This is a genomic window from Paenibacillus sp. FSL H8-0332 (genome assembly GCF_037963835.1).
GTDB lineage: Bacteria > Bacillota > Bacilli > Paenibacillales > Paenibacillaceae > Paenibacillus_AQ > Paenibacillus_AQ rhizoplanae.
The window spans coordinates 5,396,161-5,413,215 of sequence record NZ_CP150145.1 but is presented as its reverse complement, the minus strand read 5'-3'; the positions used below and the strand labels follow the sequence as shown (position 1 = coordinate 5,413,215).

General features: G+C 54.4%; 13 protein-coding genes. 8 read left to right on the top strand and 5 right to left on the bottom strand.

The genetic code is table 11. The features are described from left to right. The first annotated feature begins 662 nt into the window (after positions 1 to 662). Entirely contained in the window at positions 663 to 3,095 is a 2,433-nt protein-coding gene (gene leuS / locus NST43_RS23355) for a leucine--tRNA ligase (protein WP_339219672.1), read from the top strand. 140 nt (positions 3,096 to 3,235) lie between these two features. On the opposite strand, the gene comER is transcribed toward leuS, so the two are convergent. Further along, positions 3,236 to 4,087, bottom strand: a complete 852-nt coding sequence (gene comER / locus NST43_RS23350) for a late competence protein ComER (protein WP_209987646.1) — start codon at positions 4,085 to 4,087, stop codon at positions 3,236 to 3,238. 138 nt (positions 4,088 to 4,225) lie between these two features. On the opposite strand from comER, the gene NST43_RS23345 reads away from it, so the two are divergent. The 7 genes from NST43_RS23345 to NST43_RS23315 all read left to right on the top strand — a co-directional run bounded on the left by NST43_RS23345 (position 4,226) and on the right by NST43_RS23315 (position 12,340). Continuing rightward, positions 4,226 to 5,101, top strand: coding sequence for a helix-hairpin-helix domain-containing protein (locus tag NST43_RS23345; protein ID WP_339219670.1), 876 nt, complete (start codon positions 4,226 to 4,228; stop codon positions 5,099 to 5,101). Positions 5,102 to 5,508: 407 nt separating this feature from the next. Further along, positions 5,509 to 6,027: a dCMP deaminase family protein gene (locus tag NST43_RS23340; RefSeq protein ID WP_076082103.1), complete on the top strand. Its 519-nt coding sequence runs from the start codon at positions 5,509 to 5,511 to the stop codon at positions 6,025 to 6,027. A 178-nt stretch (positions 6,028 to 6,205) separates the two neighbouring features. Further along, a complete protein-coding gene (locus NST43_RS23335) occupies positions 6,206 to 8,914 on the top strand; it encodes a ComEC/Rec2 family competence protein (RefSeq protein ID WP_339219668.1) in 2,709 nt (902 codons plus the stop codon). Positions 8,915 to 8,943: 29 nt separating this feature from the next. Then, entirely contained in the window at positions 8,944 to 9,894 is a 951-nt protein-coding gene (locus NST43_RS23330) for a HAMP domain-containing sensor histidine kinase (RefSeq protein ID WP_339219666.1), read from the top strand. Next, on the top strand, positions 9,872 to 10,579 hold the full coding sequence (locus NST43_RS23325) for a response regulator transcription factor (RefSeq protein WP_339219664.1): 708 nt from the start codon (positions 9,872 to 9,874) through the stop codon (positions 10,577 to 10,579). Before NST43_RS23330 ends, NST43_RS23325 begins: the two co-directional genes overlap by 23 nt. An 80-nt stretch (positions 10,580 to 10,659) precedes the next feature. Then, positions 10,660 to 11,586, top strand: coding sequence for an ATP-binding cassette domain-containing protein (locus NST43_RS23320; RefSeq protein WP_339219663.1), 927 nt, complete (start codon positions 10,660 to 10,662; stop codon positions 11,584 to 11,586). Beyond that, positions 11,579 to 12,340 carry an ABC transporter permease gene (locus NST43_RS23315; RefSeq protein ID WP_339219662.1) on the top strand — a complete coding sequence of 254 codons (762 nt, stop codon included), beginning with the start codon at positions 11,579 to 11,581 and terminating at the stop codon, positions 12,338 to 12,340. Before NST43_RS23320 ends, NST43_RS23315 begins: the two co-directional genes overlap by 8 nt. Before the next feature lie 22 nt (positions 12,341 to 12,362). On the opposite strand, the gene NST43_RS23310 is transcribed toward NST43_RS23315, so the two are convergent. The 4 genes from NST43_RS23310 to nrdI all read right to left on the bottom strand — a co-directional run bounded on the left by NST43_RS23310 (position 12,363) and on the right by nrdI (position 17,006). Continuing rightward, positions 12,363 to 13,142, bottom strand: coding sequence for an alpha/beta hydrolase (locus NST43_RS23310; protein ID WP_339219661.1), 780 nt, complete (start codon positions 13,140 to 13,142; stop codon positions 12,363 to 12,365). A gap of 436 nt (positions 13,143 to 13,578) precedes the next feature. Beyond that, on the bottom strand, positions 13,579 to 14,538 hold the full coding sequence (gene nrdF, locus NST43_RS23305) for a class 1b ribonucleoside-diphosphate reductase subunit beta (RefSeq protein ID WP_339219659.1): 960 nt from the start codon (positions 14,536 to 14,538) through the stop codon (positions 13,579 to 13,581). A gap of 37 nt (positions 14,539 to 14,575) precedes the next feature. Continuing rightward, positions 14,576 to 16,660, bottom strand: coding sequence for a class 1b ribonucleoside-diphosphate reductase subunit alpha (nrdE, locus tag NST43_RS23300; protein ID WP_339219657.1), 2,085 nt, complete (start codon positions 16,658 to 16,660; stop codon positions 14,576 to 14,578). Next, positions 16,647 to 17,006 (bottom strand): class Ib ribonucleoside-diphosphate reductase assembly flavoprotein NrdI, encoded by a 360-nt coding sequence (gene nrdI, locus NST43_RS23295; RefSeq protein ID WP_209987678.1) that lies wholly within the window; start codon positions 17,004 to 17,006, stop codon positions 16,647 to 16,649. The genes nrdE and nrdI overlap by 14 nt, the downstream gene beginning before the upstream one ends. Positions 17,007 to 17,055 lie beyond the last annotated feature (49 nt).

Sequence of the window (17,055 nt, the reverse complement as noted above, 5' to 3'; positions counted from 1 at the left end):
GTATTAATTCGTGAGACCGTTATTGCAGAGAGCCGGCACCCCAGGTGCGAGCCGGTTAACGGGCCGCAGTGAACTCACCTCCGAGTAATGGCGCGAGCCGCAGGTTCCTTTAGACGGGCCAGCGAGTGAACCGCCGTCGCCTCACCCCCGATACAGGGTGTCAAAGTGAGTGCCGGACAAAGAATGTCCGCCGCTAACTAGGGTGGTACCACGGGAATTCATACCTCTCGTCCCTAGCGATTATACGCTAGGGATGGGAGGTTTTTTTGCGGTTAGCCCGGCGGAGCAGCTGGTCCTGAGCAGGCAGGGGCGATTATGTTGACTCGTTCCGTCTCCCGGCCCGGTGAAGCATGGGCGGGTAGATTGCCGTGGTTTTTACGGCCAGGTGAATCATGGGCGGCTCTTGGGCTTTGCTGTTGCACTGGGCAAGTGAATTGGTTATTACAGATTTTATGTAAATATAAAGGAACGGAAAGAAATTTTGGAGCTATAGCAACGTTAGTGGCCGCCTTTATACTCGGATTTCTACCTTGAAGCTTATAATCAGAAATCCGAGTATAACAGCGGGCGGAAGCCCAAAACTTTCTGCAGTGACCCTTATTTACAGTGTTTTTTTACAATAGAGTTACCTAATACAGCAACACTCCAAGGAGGAGCACAAGATGAGCGACAATCATACGGGTTACCGCGCACAGACCATCGAGCCGAAATGGCAGAAATTCTGGGACGAGAACAAGACCTTCAAGACAAGTGAAGAATCAGGCAAGCCGAAGTTCTACGCCCTGGATATGTTCCCCTATCCTTCCGGCGCAGGACTGCACGTAGGCCACCCGGAAGGCTATACCGCCACCGATATCGTGTCCCGCTTCAAACGGATGCGCGGCTACAACGTGCTGCACCCGATGGGCTGGGATGCCTTCGGACTTCCGGCCGAGCAATATGCAATGGATACCGGCCAGCATCCGCGTGATATTACCTTCAAGAACATTGACAATTTCCGCCGCCAGATCAAGTCGCTGGGCTTCTCCTACGACTGGGACCGCGAGATCAGCACGACAGATCCGGGTTACTACAAGTGGACGCAGTGGATTTTCATCCAGCTGTATAACCGTGGATTGGCTTATGTGGCCGAAGTATCGGTGAACTGGTGCGAGGCGCTGGGAACCGTTCTGGCGAACGAAGAAGTCATCGACGGCAAAAGCGAGCGCGGCGGCCATCCCGTTGTCCGCAGACCGATGCGCCAGTGGATTCTGAAGATTACCGAATACGCCGACCGTTTGCTGGAGGATCTGGAGGAGCTGGACTGGGAAGAGAGCATCAAGGATATGCAGCGCAACTGGATCGGCAAATCGACCGGTGCTGAGGTGACCTTTGCGATTGAGGGGCATGAGGCTGTGCTTGAAGTGTTCACTACCCGTCCCGATACCCTGTTCGGAGCAAGCTATTGCGTACTCGCACCAGAGCATAAGCTGGTGGATGCTATTACCACAGAGGCGCAGAAGACAGCCGTTGCCGAATACCGCGACAAGGCTTCCCGCAAGAGCGATCTGGAACGCACGGATCTGGCTAAGGAGAAAAGCGGTGTATTCACCGGCGCGTATGCCATTAATCCGGTGAACGGCGCGCAGGTGCCCATCTGGATTGCCGACTACGTGCTGGCAGGCTACGGAACCGGAGCAATTATGGCCGTTCCGGGCCATGATGCCCGCGACTGGGAATTCGCCAAGCAGTTCGGCCTGAACATCATCGAAGTGGTGCAGGGCGGCAATATCGAAGAAGAAGCCTACTCCGGTGACGGTCCGCATGTCAATTCGGGATTCCTCGACGGTCTGTCCAATACTGAAGCAATCGCTCAGATGATCGCCTGGCTGGAAGAGAAGGGCAGCGGCAAGGGCAAAGTGACCTACCGCCTGCGCGACTGGCTGTTCAGCCGCCAGCGTTATTGGGGCGAACCGATTCCGATTCTGCATCTGGAAGACGGCACGATGAAGACCGTGCCTGTAGATCAATTGCCGCTGCTCCTGCCTGATGTGGATGCCATCAAGCCTTCGGGCACCGGTGAATCCCCGCTGGCGAATGTGACCGAATGGGTGGAGACAATTGATCCCGAGACCGGCATGAAGGCCCGTCGCGAGACTAATACTATGCCGCAATGGGCCGGCAGCTGCTGGTACTACCTGCGTTATATCGATCCGCACAACGATCAGGAGCTGTGTTCACCGGAAAAGCAGAAGGAATGGCTGCCGGTTGACCTGTACATCGGCGGAGCCGAGCATGCGGTGCTTCACCTGCTGTATGCCCGCTTTTGGCATAAGGTACTCTATGATATCGGCGTAGTCGATACCAAGGAGCCGTTCCACAAGCTGGTTAACCAGGGAATGATCCTGGGGAACAACAACGAGAAGATGAGTAAATCGCGCGGCAATGTCATTAACCCGGACGAGATCGTGGAAGCTTACGGGGCAGATACCCTGCGCGTCTATGAGATGTTCATGGGGCCGCTGGAGGCCACCAAGCCTTGGAACGAGAAGGGTGTCGAAGGCATTCACCGCTTCCTCTCCCGCGTATGGCGCCTGTTCGTGAATGAAGACGGCAGCCTCAGCGCGAAGATTACAGCAGGCGGCGGCAGTGATGAATTCAAGCGCACCTGGCATAAGACGCTGAAGAAGGTTACTGAGGACTTCGAGCATCTGCGCTTCAATACGGCGATCAGCCAGCTGATGATCTTCATCAACGATGCTTACAAGCAGGAGAGCCTGTCCACCGAAGCGGCGGAACAGTTCGTGCAGATGCTGTCCCCGCTGGCACCGCATATTGCCGAAGAGCTGTGGCAGCTGCTGGGCCATGAAGGAAGCATCAGCTATGTCGCCTGGCCGGCCTATGATGAAGCCTTGACCATAGATGCTGAGGTTGAGATCGTAGTGCAGGTGAACGGTAAAATTGTCCAGCGCGCGCTGATTCCGGCAGATATGGCCCAGCAGGAGATGCAGGACCACGCCCTGGCCCTGCCGAATGTGAAGGCGGCTGTCGAAGGTAAAACCGTACGCAAAATCATTGCCGTTCCCGGCAAGCTGGTAAATATCGTAGTGGGTTAAGCGAAGAACGCAATTCTGCCCGCAGCAACGGAGGTTTCCGTGCTGCGGGCTTTCTTGGTTTCGGGGCGCTTTCTGCGGAGGTGGAGGGGACCGCTGATTGCCCTATGGAGGAAATGGCCCTGCTAATGGATACTATTTTGCTAGCGGTCGAGTCGGCTCTGCGCGATACTGCTCAGCCCGAACAGCTCGTCGAGCTTTTCCACATCCTCATCATACTTGTCATGTGTGGTGGTAATCAGACGTTCAAATACCCCCTCCAGACTGGTCTGCAAGTGATTCAGGGCTTGCGCGGTAATGCCTCCACGGACGGCTACCCGTTCCTGCAGCTCCTGCGGGGTGAACGAGCCTTCCGTCAGCAGCTTGCCCGTACCCAGCAGCATCTCACCCGCCAGCCGGGTGACCAGGGCTTCGTCGATGCCTGTTGCTTCTACAGCCGCTTCAATCCACCGCTCCAGGAAATAGCTCAGAAAGGCCGGACCGCAACTGGAGAAATCTGAGGCAATCCGCGTATGACCCTCAGGAATCTCCTCCGGAACACCAATGCAGGAGAATAACTGGAGCAGCAGCAGCCTGTCTTTTTTATTTAATCGGCTTCCGAAAATGCACAGCGAACTCCCGCCTCGGACGGAATGGGTGATGCTGGGAATGATTTTGGCGACCTTGGAGGGCAGGGCCGATTCCAGATGGTAGAGCTGCACAGGGCTTGTAATCGATACAACGATCTGGTCGCTGCGCAGATAAGGGGCGATTTCATCGGTTACCCGTTTGAACTGCAAAGGCTTGACACACAGGAACACAAGATCGCTCTCCGAGGCGGTTTCGATATTGCCGGAGCATAGGGTGATTCCGGGATGAAGCTTCTTCAGCTCCATCAGCCTGCCCGGGCTGCGGTTGCTGGCCATCACATCGCATGGCTCAAGGGCTCCCGACCGAAGGAAGGTGTCGATCAGCAGACTTCCCATGCTGCCTGTTCCGATAAATCCCACTTTCATCCTGTGGTACCTCCTTTCTTATGCTGCTGGCTTACAGGAATACTCTTCGTTAAATGTATGCACGCCAGACTTGGACCAATGACAGGTTTTAATCGAATTTTTGAATAAAATTCCAGTTCGATGAGGGAGGACAACCTGATGGATAAAAGAATGATCATCTGCGCCATCACCGCCGCGCTGCTGGGCGGCAGTCTGGTGTGGGCCGCAGACCACAGAGCACAGGAAACCGGCATCGCCGGGTGGTCGACGCTGAACGCCGGAATGGCGCAGGCGCTGGGAGTGGCGGACGAAGGGACTGACGGCGGGAGTGCGGCGGGCGGGGCTGATGGTGGGAGTGCGGTTGGTGCAGCAGGGAGTAAAGCAGAAGGTGGCGAGGTAGCTGGTGGCGGTGCGGGGGGGAGTGGTGAGGTAGCTGGTGGTGGTACGGTGGGGAGTGGAGTGGCTGGCGGGAGTGCGGCAGTTTCTAGTAAGACGGGGGATGGGGCGGTTGGCGAGAGTGTGGTAGGTGCGGTGGAAAATGGAGTAACTGGCAACGCAGCTACGGGTGGTGCAACAGTGGACACAGGAGCTGCCGGGAGTGTGACAGGTAATGGAGTTGCTGGCGGTAATGTTGTAGGCGAGGTAGGTAGCGGAGTTGTTGGCGGTGCAGTCACCGGTAGTGGAACAGCAGGCGCTGGAGCGGCGAGTGCTGGGATAGCGGGTGCGGGTGCGGCGGACTCAGGAGGACCCGGAGGAGCGGCAGGAAGCGGCGGTGCAAGTGGAACGGCGGCTGCATCAGCTGGAGCTGGAGCAGCTGGCACTGCAGCCCCGGCAGCGGCTGACGGCCGGATCAATGTGAACACAGCCGACACCAAAGCCCTCATGGACCTGCCGGGCATCGGGGAGAAGAAGGCGCAGGCGATTATCGACTACCGCAGCAGCAAGGGAGCGTTCCGCAGCGCGAACGAGCTGGGCAAGGTGAAGGGCATCGGTCCCAAGCTGCTGGAGAAGCTGAAGCCGCTGGTGGCTTTTTAAGGCTGCCGTCCTGATTGTCCACGAATAGCCTATCTGCCGAGACAGAGTAAGTTGCAATTGCACTCTGTACATTAGATTAGACCTCAATCCGCCTAAAAACTGAATCTGCTGCACTTCGTACATTAGAATTTTGCAAAAGAGGGTCTTTGGAGACTAAATGAGAGAATCAATTGTATGAAGTGCAGCAGAACGTTACTTAAGAGCTGAGAATGCAATTTCTGATGTATGAAGTGCAATCACACCCCACTCTACGGATGAGCAAATGAGGTGTAGAAGTGGCGGGACGGGAGATCTAAGCGAGAGATAGGCGAAATGTAGGTTGTTGCGGGCTATCAATATCCTAGTGAAAACGCAGCCAGGTATGCTACAATAATGAACAACTATTGAAGAGAAAGTGGAGATTGCTGATGACTGTGGCTTACCGCAAGAACTGGGATACATACTTCATGGATATTGCCTGCATGGTCTCCACCCGTTCGCGCTGTCCCCGCCGCCATGTCGGCGCGGTGCTGGTGCAGGGGAAAAAGCTGCTGGGTACGGCCTATAACGGTGCACCGATGGGTGTTCCTGACTGCTCGGAAGCAGGCTGTATGGTATCTGAGCAATACGAGCGTGAGATGATTGACGGTGTAGAGACAATGGTCAAAAAGCAGCGCTGCATCCGCACAATCCATGCCGAGCAGAATCTGCTGCTGTTCACAGACCGGAGCGACCGGGAAGGCAGTACAGTCTATGTGACGGATGAACCCTGCTGGACCTGTGCCAATATGCTGGCTAACAGCGGAATCGTGGAGATTGTCTACCTGCGTCCTTACAAGAAAGATATGGAGAAGGTACAGGCGATGCTCTCCTCCAAAGGCATTGTGTTCCGTCAACTGGAGAACTATGAGCCGCCTAAGGAAACGATGATTTCGGTATCTGAATAACAGCGTATACGGGTGTAGAACAGCGGAATTCCGTCATAGTGGAACGAACCGGAGAGGAAACATACAGGAACAGAATAAGGACAAGTTTCAGAGGAAGAACCTCTGTACACGCATGTAGTATGTATGCGTATGCAGAGGTTTTTTGGCGTGGAAATATAATCAGGAAGGAGTAAAAACAATGAACAGAAGGCCGCTCTTAAGCTTCACGGTCTGCTGGGTGGCGGGAAGTGCCGCAGGTTGTTTGTTCTCTGGCCGCAGTCTGCTATTCTGCCTCGCAGGGCTACTGCTGCTGCCTGTAGTCTGGGCGGTGAGCGGCGGAATACGCTTGAGGACGGCTGCGGTATTAGTGACAGCACTGATTGTGGCAGCCCTATACTGGGAATACAGTGAGGTACGCAATGTGAGTCTGCTGCCTAAGGTGCTGGGGCACCCTGTGAGCGAAGTGAATGAGGCCTATGTAACAGCCGCTGGCGTTATTGCTTCTCCGGTGGAGCGGGACGGGGACCGGGTTGATTTTGTCGCGAAGCTGTCCAGTGTCAGACTACATCAGCAAGGTGAACAGTCTGCCGCAGCGGGAGCGGCGGAGAGGGAGGCTGAAGGTGAGCGTGTAACCGTACTTATCAAGCTCCAGGAGGAGAGTGAGATAGCTGAGGCTGCCTTGTGGCAGCGCGGAGACCGGGTGGTCATTGAGGGGGAATTGATACAGCCCCAGATAGCGCGTAACTTCGGCGGATTCGACTACCGTGCCTATCTGCTCACCCAAAAGATCCACTGGCTGCTCAAAGGAACAGGAACAGCCAGTGTAAAGGTTAACTCCCAAGGCTCGTGGGAGCCGTCCACTATTCTGCGCTGGAATGATAAGGCAAGATCCGTGCTCGGTGCAGAAATGAGCCGCTTATTTCAGGAACCTCATGCGGGTTATATGAAGGGCCTCGTCATTGGTATCCAAAAGGAACTGGACCCGGAGACCTTCAGACAGTTCTCTCAGCTCGGGCTCACTCATATTCTCGCCATCTCGGGGATGCATGTGGCGGTGTACGTCGGAGTAATCCTGGTTCTTTTGCGCCGCTGCCGCTTGACCAGAGAAACCGCACTGACGGTGACCCTGCTGCTGGTTCCGGTCTACGTGCTGCTGTCCGGGGCTGGACCGTCTGTGATCCGCGCCGGGATCATGAGCATGATTGCCTTGCTGGCGGCAAGGCTCGGCATGCTCAAGGATGGGCTAAACATTCTGGCTGCATCCGCTCTGATGATGCTGATCTGGAACCCTTATCTGCTGCTTAGTGTCAGCTTTCAGCTGTCTTTTCTGGTGACAGCAGGACTCATGGTATACACACCGCTCGCTGCGTCGCTATTTAGGCGGTTACCGGGCTGGCTAGGCAGTAGTCTGTCCGTAACGATTATTGCTCAACTGGTCTCGTTTCCGCTGACGATCTATTATTTCAACCAATTCTCATTGTTGTCCGTCGCCGCCAATCTGCTGCTGGTTCCGTTCATCACCTTCCTGGTGCTTCCCTTAGGAACGCTGGCGTTGCTCCTTGGGCGGGTCTGGAATGCAGGCGCCCTCCTGACTGCGCAGCTTGCAGAGATACTGAATAATATCACTTTTGCGGCAGTGGAGTGGGTGAACGGAATCACCGCCGGGGTAATGATCTGGGCTTCGCCGTCAATCCTGTGGATCTGCCTCTACTACTGCCTGCTATATGGTTTGTTACACATGTTGAAACGGAGGACTGAGGCCATGCTTGTTCCCCAGTTCATGGATGATGAGACCCGCCCGCTGGCGGAGGTGGAGAGGCCGGAAGCGCGTGGTAACATCCGTGCCAGAGCTGGCAGCAATGGCCGCAATAACGTTCTGAATTCGGCAGGGGCTGCGAACAGCGGAAGAGCCGCGCTGGCCTTCCAAGGCTATCCGCAACCGGGTTCAGCACGCTGGAGCAATTCCGCAGCTATACTGTGCGCTGTAGGCCTGACCATTCTGCTCTACAAAGGCTATAACGCCGAAGTTATACGCGACGGCTCCGGTTCCATCAGCTACCTGGATATAGGTCAGGGGGACAGCAGCCTGATCACCACGCCGGGCGGAGCACATATCCTCGTGGACGGCGGCGGGACCGTGAGCTTCGGCAACCGGGAGGAATGGCGCATCCGCCGCAGCCCGTTCGAGGTCGGGGCGAAGACGCTGCTGCCGCTCCTGAAGCAGCGGGGTATCCACCGTCTGGACGCGGTTATCTTGACGCATGGCGATCAGGACCATGCCGGAGGGCTGCAGGCTGTGCTGGAAGGGATGCCGGTATCGGCAATGCTGTTTAACGGAACATTAGCTGCCACGGAGCCGTACACCAAGCTGATGGCGACTGCACTGGACGCGGGTGTCCGGATGTATCCGGTGCAGCAGGGTATGACGCTGGTCCCGGACGAGGCCACGCGGCTGAACTTCCTCTGGCCGGAGCCGCGAGCGGATCGACAGACCATGCCGGAGGAAGTGGAGGACCAGAACCACGAATCGGTGGTGTTCCGGCTGGAGATGAACGGTCGGAGCTTTCTTTTCACAGGAGATATGGATCAGGCGGCAGAGGAAGCAATCCTACATTCCGCAAGTCAATCCGGTATTCGGCAAGGCAGATCCATCGACGTCCTCAAGGTCGCCCACCACGGCAGCAAAACCGCCACCAGCGCAGACTGGCTCGCCTTCTGGACCCCCGGCGCCGCTGTCATCTCAGCCGGTGTGAATAACCTGTACGGACATCCCAATGGCGGTGTGCTGGAACGGCTGGCAGATGCAAACACTGGAATCTACCGGACTGACCAGCAGGGGGAGATTCAGCTCAGAGTGGGCAAGGAGGGCATCACCGTACGCCACAAGCTCACCCCCGCCCCGGACTAAGACTCTGTAATCGTATATAATAAAACCATATGAGAGGAGTTGATCGTATCCTTATTGTTCTGGCAGGACTCTTGCTGCTGCTGATTGCCCAGACAGTCTACCTGCTGAATTACCGGAGACAGGTCAGCCAGATCAGCAGCCAGCTGTCTTTTATCATGGAGCATGAATCCCGTAAGCTGGTAGCTACACAGTTGAAGCCGAGAGAGATCGGCAGGCTGGTGCGGAAGTGCAATAACCTGTTAAGCCGCCAGCGAGCGATGGGAGAACAGTTCAGCCGCAAAAATCAGGAGATGAATCTGGCGATTACCAGTCTGTCGCATGATATCCGGACGCCGCTCACTTCGCTGGATGGTTACCTTCAACTAGCGCTGCGGACAGAGGCGGAGCAGGAGAAGGGGCGTTACGTAGCGCTTGCCCAGTCGAGAATACAGCAGATTATCAAGCTGGTGGATGAGCTGTTCCTCTATACCAAGCTGCAGAATCCCGAATACAGCCTGGAGCTGCAGCCTGTAGACGTTATGGAGGTGCTGAAGCGGAATCTGTTCACCTTCATCGATGCCTTCGCCGGATCGGAGAGTGAGCCCGAGCTACGGCTGCCGGAGTATTCTCCCCGGGTGACGGGGGATATCCATGCGCTGGAACGAATCTTTACCAATATCATCGGCAACTATTTCATCCATGGCGAAGGCCAGTTGGCCATAGAGGTTGAAGACAGGCAAGAGATGCTGTGTATACGCTTCACCAACCGGCTTAAGGCAGGCAGCAGGGTGGATACGGAGAAGATATTTACCCGCTTTTACAAAGAAGATCCGTCGCGTACCCGGCATTCCTCAGGTCTTGGACTCTCGATTGTGAAGGCGCTGATGGAGAAAATGAACGGGCATGCTGAGGCCGGGTGTACAGCGGATACCTTCAGTATATTAATCGGATTCTCAAAAAGGGGGGAGGAGCATAGCGATGAGCACCCATCTCAAGGATAGCGGGCAGCGCAGAAGAATTCTCATCGTTGAGGATGACGAGCATATTAACGCAATTCTGCATGACGGGCTTACCGCCGCAGGATATCAGTGCACCCAGTCCTATTCTGGTAGTGAAGGGATGCTGAATCTGGCAGAGCAGGAGTATCACCTGATTGTGCTGGACCTGATGCTGCCCGGATTGTCCGGCGAGGCGTTCATGCACCGTTTGCGTGAGGAGATGAAGTGCCGGGTTCCGGTAATTGTCCTCTCAGCCAAGGATCAGCTGGATCATAAGCTGGATCTGTTCACGCTGGGCGCTGATGATTATGTGACCAAGCCCTTTGAGCTGGAGGAGCTGATTGCCCGCATCCATGTCCATATCCAGCGGACAGCTGCCGGTGAGCCGGTGAAGGAGTTCAGGCATAAAAATCTGGTACTGGACTGCACGGCCTACAGTGTCAGGATTCATGGCAGCGTGCTTGCTCTGACCCGCCAGGAATACCGGATTGTCGAGCTGCTGGTCAGGAATCCCTCCCGTGTGTTCACGAAGCAGGATCTCTATGAACTGGCCTGGGAGGAGATCTATCTGGGCGAGGATAAGACAATAACGGTACATGTCAGCAATATCCGTAATAAAATCAAATCGCATGACAACGAAGCCTATATCGATACGGTCTGGGGCATCGGCTTCCGGCTGAGTCCATGATGAACTTTGAACTTTCTTAACCTTTTGTTGGCGAACTATTAGTCTTCATCCTGTTAACTTAGGGTAAGGAGGTGGCAGACATGACAGATTGCATCATTGAACTATGCGGACTGACCAAGATGTACCAATCGAAAGCGGCAGTGCGGAATGCCAATCTCAAAATCTACAGAGGAGAGATTGTCGGCATCATCGGGAAGAACGGGGCGGGCAAATCTACCCTGCTCAAAATGATCAGCGGACACGTGTACCCGACCTCGGGAGAGCTGCATTTCTTCAACCGTGCGGCGGCGGGGGACCAGTCTTTTTTCGAGCGGATGGGGGTGCTGATTGAGCAGCCCGGGCTATACCCGAACGTCTCGGCCTATGAGAACCTGAAGCTGCTCGCCATTGCATATGGTCTAAGTGATAGGGATACCACGATAGAGAAATTACTGCGGCTCGTAGGACTGGACCCTAAGAATACCGCCAAAGTTAAGAGCTATTCCATGGGCATGAAGCAGCGGCTGGGAATCGCGGTGGCTCTGCTCGGAAGTCCCGATGTGCTGATTCTGGATGAGCCGATTAACGGGCTTGATCCGCAGGGGATTGTAGAGATCAGGGAGCTCATCCTGGAGCTGAACGCAGCGGGTCTGACGATTCTGATCTCCAGCCACATTCTGGAGGAGCTCTCCAAAATCGCCACCAAGTATGCCATCATCCATCAGGGAGAATTTGCCGAGGTGATCTCCAAGGAAGAATTGCAGCAGCGCTGTGAGGAACGGATCGAGATTAGCGTGGAGGAAGCCCGGGAGGCTCTCCCGGTGCTGGAGCGCGAGCTGAAGATTACACAATACAAAGTGGTGGACAGCCGGACGGTGTATGTATACGACGAGCATATCCGCATCCGGCAGATCGTCCAGGAACTGGCGCAGCATGGGATAATGGTGGATTCCATCTCAAGACATAAGCAGAGCCTGGAGCAGTATTTCCTGGAACGCACGGAAAGTGCAGGTGAACGCCATGATTAACCTGTTCAAAATGGACCTTTACCGCTTCACGCGGAACAAGATTATGTACCTGCTGTTGCTCTTGTTCTGTGCTTTTCAGATCTTCGGCATCTATATGATGAAGCAATATGAGCAGCCAGTGGAGGGCCATCCGATACTCAGCAGCTTAACCGAGAGCGAATTCATCCAGTATACCATCTCGCAGCCGCCTTCCTGGATGCTGATCTATATCGCCGTGTTCACGATCTATTTCTATATGAGCGAATGGAACTCCGGCTTCTCCAAGAATTATATCTCCATGCGGCAGGCCAGAAGCCACTCCGTGTTCTCCAAAATGACGATTCTCGCCCTTTTCGTGGCGATGATGTTCCTGACTCTGCTGGTTGCAGACGGAATCGCGAGAAAACTGTTATGGGACCAGACAGATATGGGAGACCCGGGGACGTTCATTACATTGCTGGCGGGCCAATTCCTGCTGCACTGGGCGTTCTCGCTGCTGATTCTTTGTATAGCTATGGTTACCCGGAACCTGTTAGTTAGCTTAAGTGCCAGCATCGTTCTGGCTTTGAATGTGATCGGGATGGTAATGGAGGCACTGGAAAAGCTGTTTACGGACATTCATCTGACAAAATATCTGCTGATCAACACGCTTGTGCGGGTCAAGGATTTAGGAAGCACGGCTGACCTGATTCACATGTTTGGAGTGGCGATTGCGGCGATTCTATTCCTTAGCTATGTCGCTGTCCGGTATAAAATCAGGGAGGATCTAACCTAGCGTCACTCCGTGCCTGAGGGAATCAAATTCTTCTGCATTCCCCGGGCAGCTCCCCGCCTTGAATCCAGGCCTCGACCAGCTTATTGAACAGCTCCGGCTTCGCCAGAGAGAGGCCGTGTCCGATCCGGGGAATCTCCACGCCCATGGAGCGGGGATTCGCTGCCACAAGATCCCGGGCGGATGACTTCATGACAGACTTCTCACGTTCACCTACAGTAACCAGTATTTTGCCTGCGGCCTCACTGAACCCGGCTGGAATGCGGAACGACATATTCTCTTCCAGCACCCGGATCAGTGTCTTCAGCTCCATCTGCCGGCTCTCATCAATGTACCGTTCCAGATACTCCTCATCCAGATAGAGCGTCTTGGCCTGTAGCTTCGCGAACCATCTGTACTTAATCAGCGGAAAAGAGAGCCTGACCGCCGGGCCGATCAGCCTGCTGGCAGAGGGAATCGGCCGCACTAATGCGCTGTTGATGATGGCATGATCTATCAGCTCCGGCCTCATGCCCAGCATTTGAACCAACACCTGTGCGCCCAGCGAGAATCCGGTAACAACAATCTTTCGTCCCTTAGCCCGCTCCTCAATGAGCAACAGAAGCTCCTCCGCACTGCTGCGGATCGTGAACTCCTTATCCTCCCGGCTGAACCCGTGCCCCGGCAGATCCGGGACCAGACAGTGATAACCAGCGAACGCCGCCACCTGCTTATCCCACATCCACCCGCTCACGCCCCCGCCATGCAGGAAGACCATCAGACAATCCCCATCCGGGTCTCCGTACTCCTGAATATGTATAGCCACTCCGCACACCTCATTCCTCTAAAATAACCATCCCTACTCCTACGTCTCAACACCCGTATGGTCTCATATATAGATTCGGCTTTGCTTTCCTTTTGGGGACGGTACCGTTTCAGGGGAGAGTGGAGCTTGGGTTTCGATGTTTACTCAGGACCATTGAGGGGACAGAAAAGGTGTATCACAAAAAAATCCCCGGCAGCTTAGACAAGCTGCCGGGTGCTTATTCTACATACCATCCAATAAGTTGAACTTGTTAATTACAAATAAAGGGCGAGTGGTGGAAGGGAATTTTGGAACTGTAGGAGCGATAGCGTTCGCCTTTAGGTTTGGATTTCTACCGCGAACAGCGGTTTAAAATCAGGAAATCCAAACCTAACAGCGGCCGGAAGTCCAAAACTTCTCTGGAGCCACGACTATCCCGGAATCGGAATGTACAAGTTTAAAACTTAAAATCCTCATCCCGCAAAGGCTCCACATTCATAGCCCGCACATACCCATTCCCCTTCTTCGAGAAGAAGTCATGCTGCTTCGTGTGGGTGCTGATCCCGTTCTGCACGATCGGGTTGATCTCTTCTTCATCGAACAGCGGATCATGGCCGAGGTTCATCATCGCCTTGTTGGCATTGTAGCGCAGGAACGTCTTCACTTCCTCAACCAGACCAATCGGCGCGTAGATCTGCTCAGTGTATTGCTCCTCATTCGCGTGCAGCAGGCGCAGCAGACCCACCAGGGTCTGGTAGACATCGCTCTGGTCTTCTTCGGACAACTCCTCGAAGATCTCCTGGGCAAGCACGCCGACATATACGCCGTGGATGCTCTCATCGCGCAGAATCAGGTCAATGATCTCGCCGCTGCAGGTCATTTTGCCTTGTCCGGCCAGATAGAGCGGGTAGAAGAAGCCGCTATAGAACAGGTAGCTCTCCAGCAGAACCGATGCGGACATCGCCAGATAGAGGTCTTTCTTCGTTTCAATCTTTTGATAATACTCCGAGATCGTCTGGGCCTTGAACTGCAGGAACGTGTTGTCCTCCACCCAGCGGAAGATCCCGTCAATCTGCTCGGTGGAAGCCAGTGTGGTGAAAATACTGCTGTAGGATTTCGCATGAATCTGCTCCATCATCCCCATGAAGCCGAGGACCGCCTTGCGCTGCAAGCCGTCCACATGCTCCATAATCTGCGGCATACCTACGCCGCCCTGAATCGTATCCAGCAGGGTCAATCCGCCCAGCACCTTCATATAGGAGTCCTTTTCAATCTCACTCAGCGTGAGCCAGGACATTTTGTCATCGGATAATGGAATTTCGTCGTCGGTCCAGAACTGCATAATATTCTGATTCCAGAACATCAGCGAGAAATCGTCGTCGGGACGGTTCCAGTTCACGGCTTGGATTGCGCTCATAATCGTATATTCTCCCTTTCTGTACCCGTGCCCGCTCTTAGATAGAGCAGGACAGGCATTCCTCGACAGACAGTTTATTGGTCCGGGTGTAGTACAGGGATTTCAGCCCTTTATGCGCCGCATATAGGTAAGAGCGGGCCAGCTCACGGGTCGTTACATCACTGTTCACATGCAGGACCGTCGAGATGCCCTGGTCGATATGGGGCTGAATTTCCGCAATCAGATCAATCACCTTGAACTGGTCCATCTGGTAGGCGGATTTATAATAGAACACATTGTCCGGACGCAGGTAAGGCATCGGGTAGTAGGTTGTCGAGTTGGCATAGGTGCGGGTCTCGATCTGCTCTACAATCGGCATTACGCTGGAGGTGGCATTCTGGATGTACGAAATGCTTGCGGTCGGCGCAATCGCCAGACGGTAGGCATGGTACAATCCGTTCTGCATAACCTGCTCACGCAGCTGCTTCCAGTCCTCAGGAGTAGGAATATAGATGCCTTGGAACAATTCCTGCGCTTTTGCCGTAACCGGACGGTAGTCTGTAGTCATATAGCGCTCGAAATATACGCCGCTGGCGTAGTCGGACTGCTCGAAGCCATAGAAGGTCTCACCTGTCTCGGCGGCGATCTCCATGCTCTTCTCAATCGAATGATAGTTCATCGTCATGAAGAAGGTGCGTGCGAAATCACGGGCCTGCTCACTCTCATAAGCCACCTTGTTCTTGGCAAAATAACCGTGCAGGTTCATTACGCCCAGACCCACGGAGTGCATTTCTTTGTTCGCCTTAGCCACGCCTGGAGCGTTGGAGACAGTTGTCATATCGCTGACAGCCGTCAGTGCGAGCATACCTTCGTGGACGGATTCACGGATCTTGCCGTGCTCCATCACATTCACGATATTCAGCGAAGCCAGGTTGCAGCTAATATCGCGGCGGATCTCGTCCTGCTGTCCGTAATCGTTAATCTCCGAAGTCTCCTGCAATTGGAAAATCTCGGTGCACAGGTTGGACATCTTAATCTGACCCACATTCCGCAGGGCATGAGCAGCGTTGGCATTGCTCTTGTTCATAATATATGGATAGCCCGATTCAAGCTGGATCATGGCGATTTTGGTCAGCATGTCACGTGCGCTCATGGCGATTCTTTTCTTCACGCGCGGATCAGCGAGCAGGGTGTCATACATTACGTCCAGATCCATGTCATCCAGGTGCGTACCATACGCCTGATAGACTGTGTAAGGAGCGAACACATGCAGCGGCTGATTATCCTGTGCGAGCTTGTAGAAGCGGTTAGGCACGATCAGGCCGATAGACAACGTCTTCAGGCGTGTCCGTTCGTCGGCGTTAATCTTCTTGCTGTCCAGGAATTCGAGTACATCCCAGCCAAAAATATTATAATAAGCCGCGCCCGAACCCTTGCGCTGACCCATCTGGTCAGCGTAGGAGAAGCCGTCTTCCATGAGCTTCAGGACAGGCATGATACCCTTGGCTGCATCCTCTACACCCTTAATCGTCTCACCGCGCGAGCGCAGCTTGGACAGATTGACGGCAACACCGCCGCCGATCTTCGACAGCTGCATGCAGGTGTTCAGCACATAGTTGATCGAATTCAGCGAATCGTCCATCTCCAGCAGGAAGCAGGAGACCATCTCCCCGCGGCGGCTTTTGCCGGCATTGAGGAAGGTTGGTGTCGCCGGCTGCAGGCGCTGTTCCATCATCGAGCGGGCCAGTGTACGGGCAGTTTCCACGTTGCCCCGTCCCAGATGCAGAGCCACTACCGCTACGCGGTCCGGATAATGCTCCAGGTACTGCTTACGGTCATTGCTTTTGACGGCATAATCTGTATAGAACTTGGAAGCCGCCATATAGGAAGGGAAGCGGAAATTATATTCATGGGCGATCCGGTAGACATCCTCCATCTCAGCAGCGGAGTAACGGTCGTACAGGTCCTCGTAGTAATCATTGGCAATCATATAATCAATCTTCGCTTTGGTAGTTGTGAAGGTCAGGCTGCGCCGCTCCACATCCCGCATGAACTCGGCTACTGCCTCCTGGTCCTTATCCAATTGGAAAAAGCCGCTTTCGTCTCTCTTCATCAACATGTTGTTCAGTTCAATATGCCGCAACCCGGTCCACCTCCTGTTTTATGCGCTGTACATCACCAAATGTTCCCGACAATTCAAACTTGCCGACAACAGGTACGTTGTAACGCTGTGCAATCAGATCTGCGCTGTGCGCGTATAGCTCACCCCAGTTTTTGTTGCCGCTCGCGGCAATACCCTTGAGTCTGGAATGATTCTGCTCAAGGAACGTAGCCACCTTCGCTGGAATCTGTCCAAATCCGGTGGTGTATGTAACAAGCACGTAAGGCTCGTCGATCATCATATGCTCTTCGATTTGAACAGCGGGAAGCTTCAGCTTATTGATGAACCTTCTAACGTTGCCGGTCTTGGAATCGTAAGCAATCAACATGGTCTCTAACCTCCTATAACATGTAGCCCATTCTACTTGACAAATGATG

Coding starts and splice junctions, on each gene's coding strand:
- leuS (WP_339219672.1), top strand. CDS start 663: ATGAGCGACAATCATACGGGTTACCGCGCACAGACCATCGAGCCGAAA.
- comER (WP_209987646.1), bottom strand. CDS start 4,087: ATGAAAGTGGGATTTATCGGAACAGGCAGCATGGGAAGTCTGCTGATC.
- NST43_RS23345 (WP_339219670.1), top strand. CDS start 4,226: ATGGATAAAAGAATGATCATCTGCGCCATCACCGCCGCGCTGCTGGGC.
- NST43_RS23340 (WP_076082103.1), top strand. CDS start 5,509: ATGACTGTGGCTTACCGCAAGAACTGGGATACATACTTCATGGATATT.
- NST43_RS23335 (WP_339219668.1), top strand. CDS start 6,206: ATGAACAGAAGGCCGCTCTTAAGCTTCACGGTCTGCTGGGTGGCGGGA.
- NST43_RS23330 (WP_339219666.1), top strand. CDS start 8,944: ATGAGAGGAGTTGATCGTATCCTTATTGTTCTGGCAGGACTCTTGCTG.
- NST43_RS23325 (WP_339219664.1), top strand. CDS start 9,872: ATGAGCACCCATCTCAAGGATAGCGGGCAGCGCAGAAGAATTCTCATC.
- NST43_RS23320 (WP_339219663.1), top strand. CDS start 10,660: ATGACAGATTGCATCATTGAACTATGCGGACTGACCAAGATGTACCAA.
- NST43_RS23315 (WP_339219662.1), top strand. CDS start 11,579: ATGATTAACCTGTTCAAAATGGACCTTTACCGCTTCACGCGGAACAAG.
- nrdF (WP_339219659.1), bottom strand. CDS start 14,538: ATGAGCGCAATCCAAGCCGTGAACTGGAACCGTCCCGACGACGATTTC.
- nrdI (WP_209987678.1), bottom strand. CDS start 17,006: ATGTTGATTGCTTACGATTCCAAGACCGGCAACGTTAGAAGGTTCATC.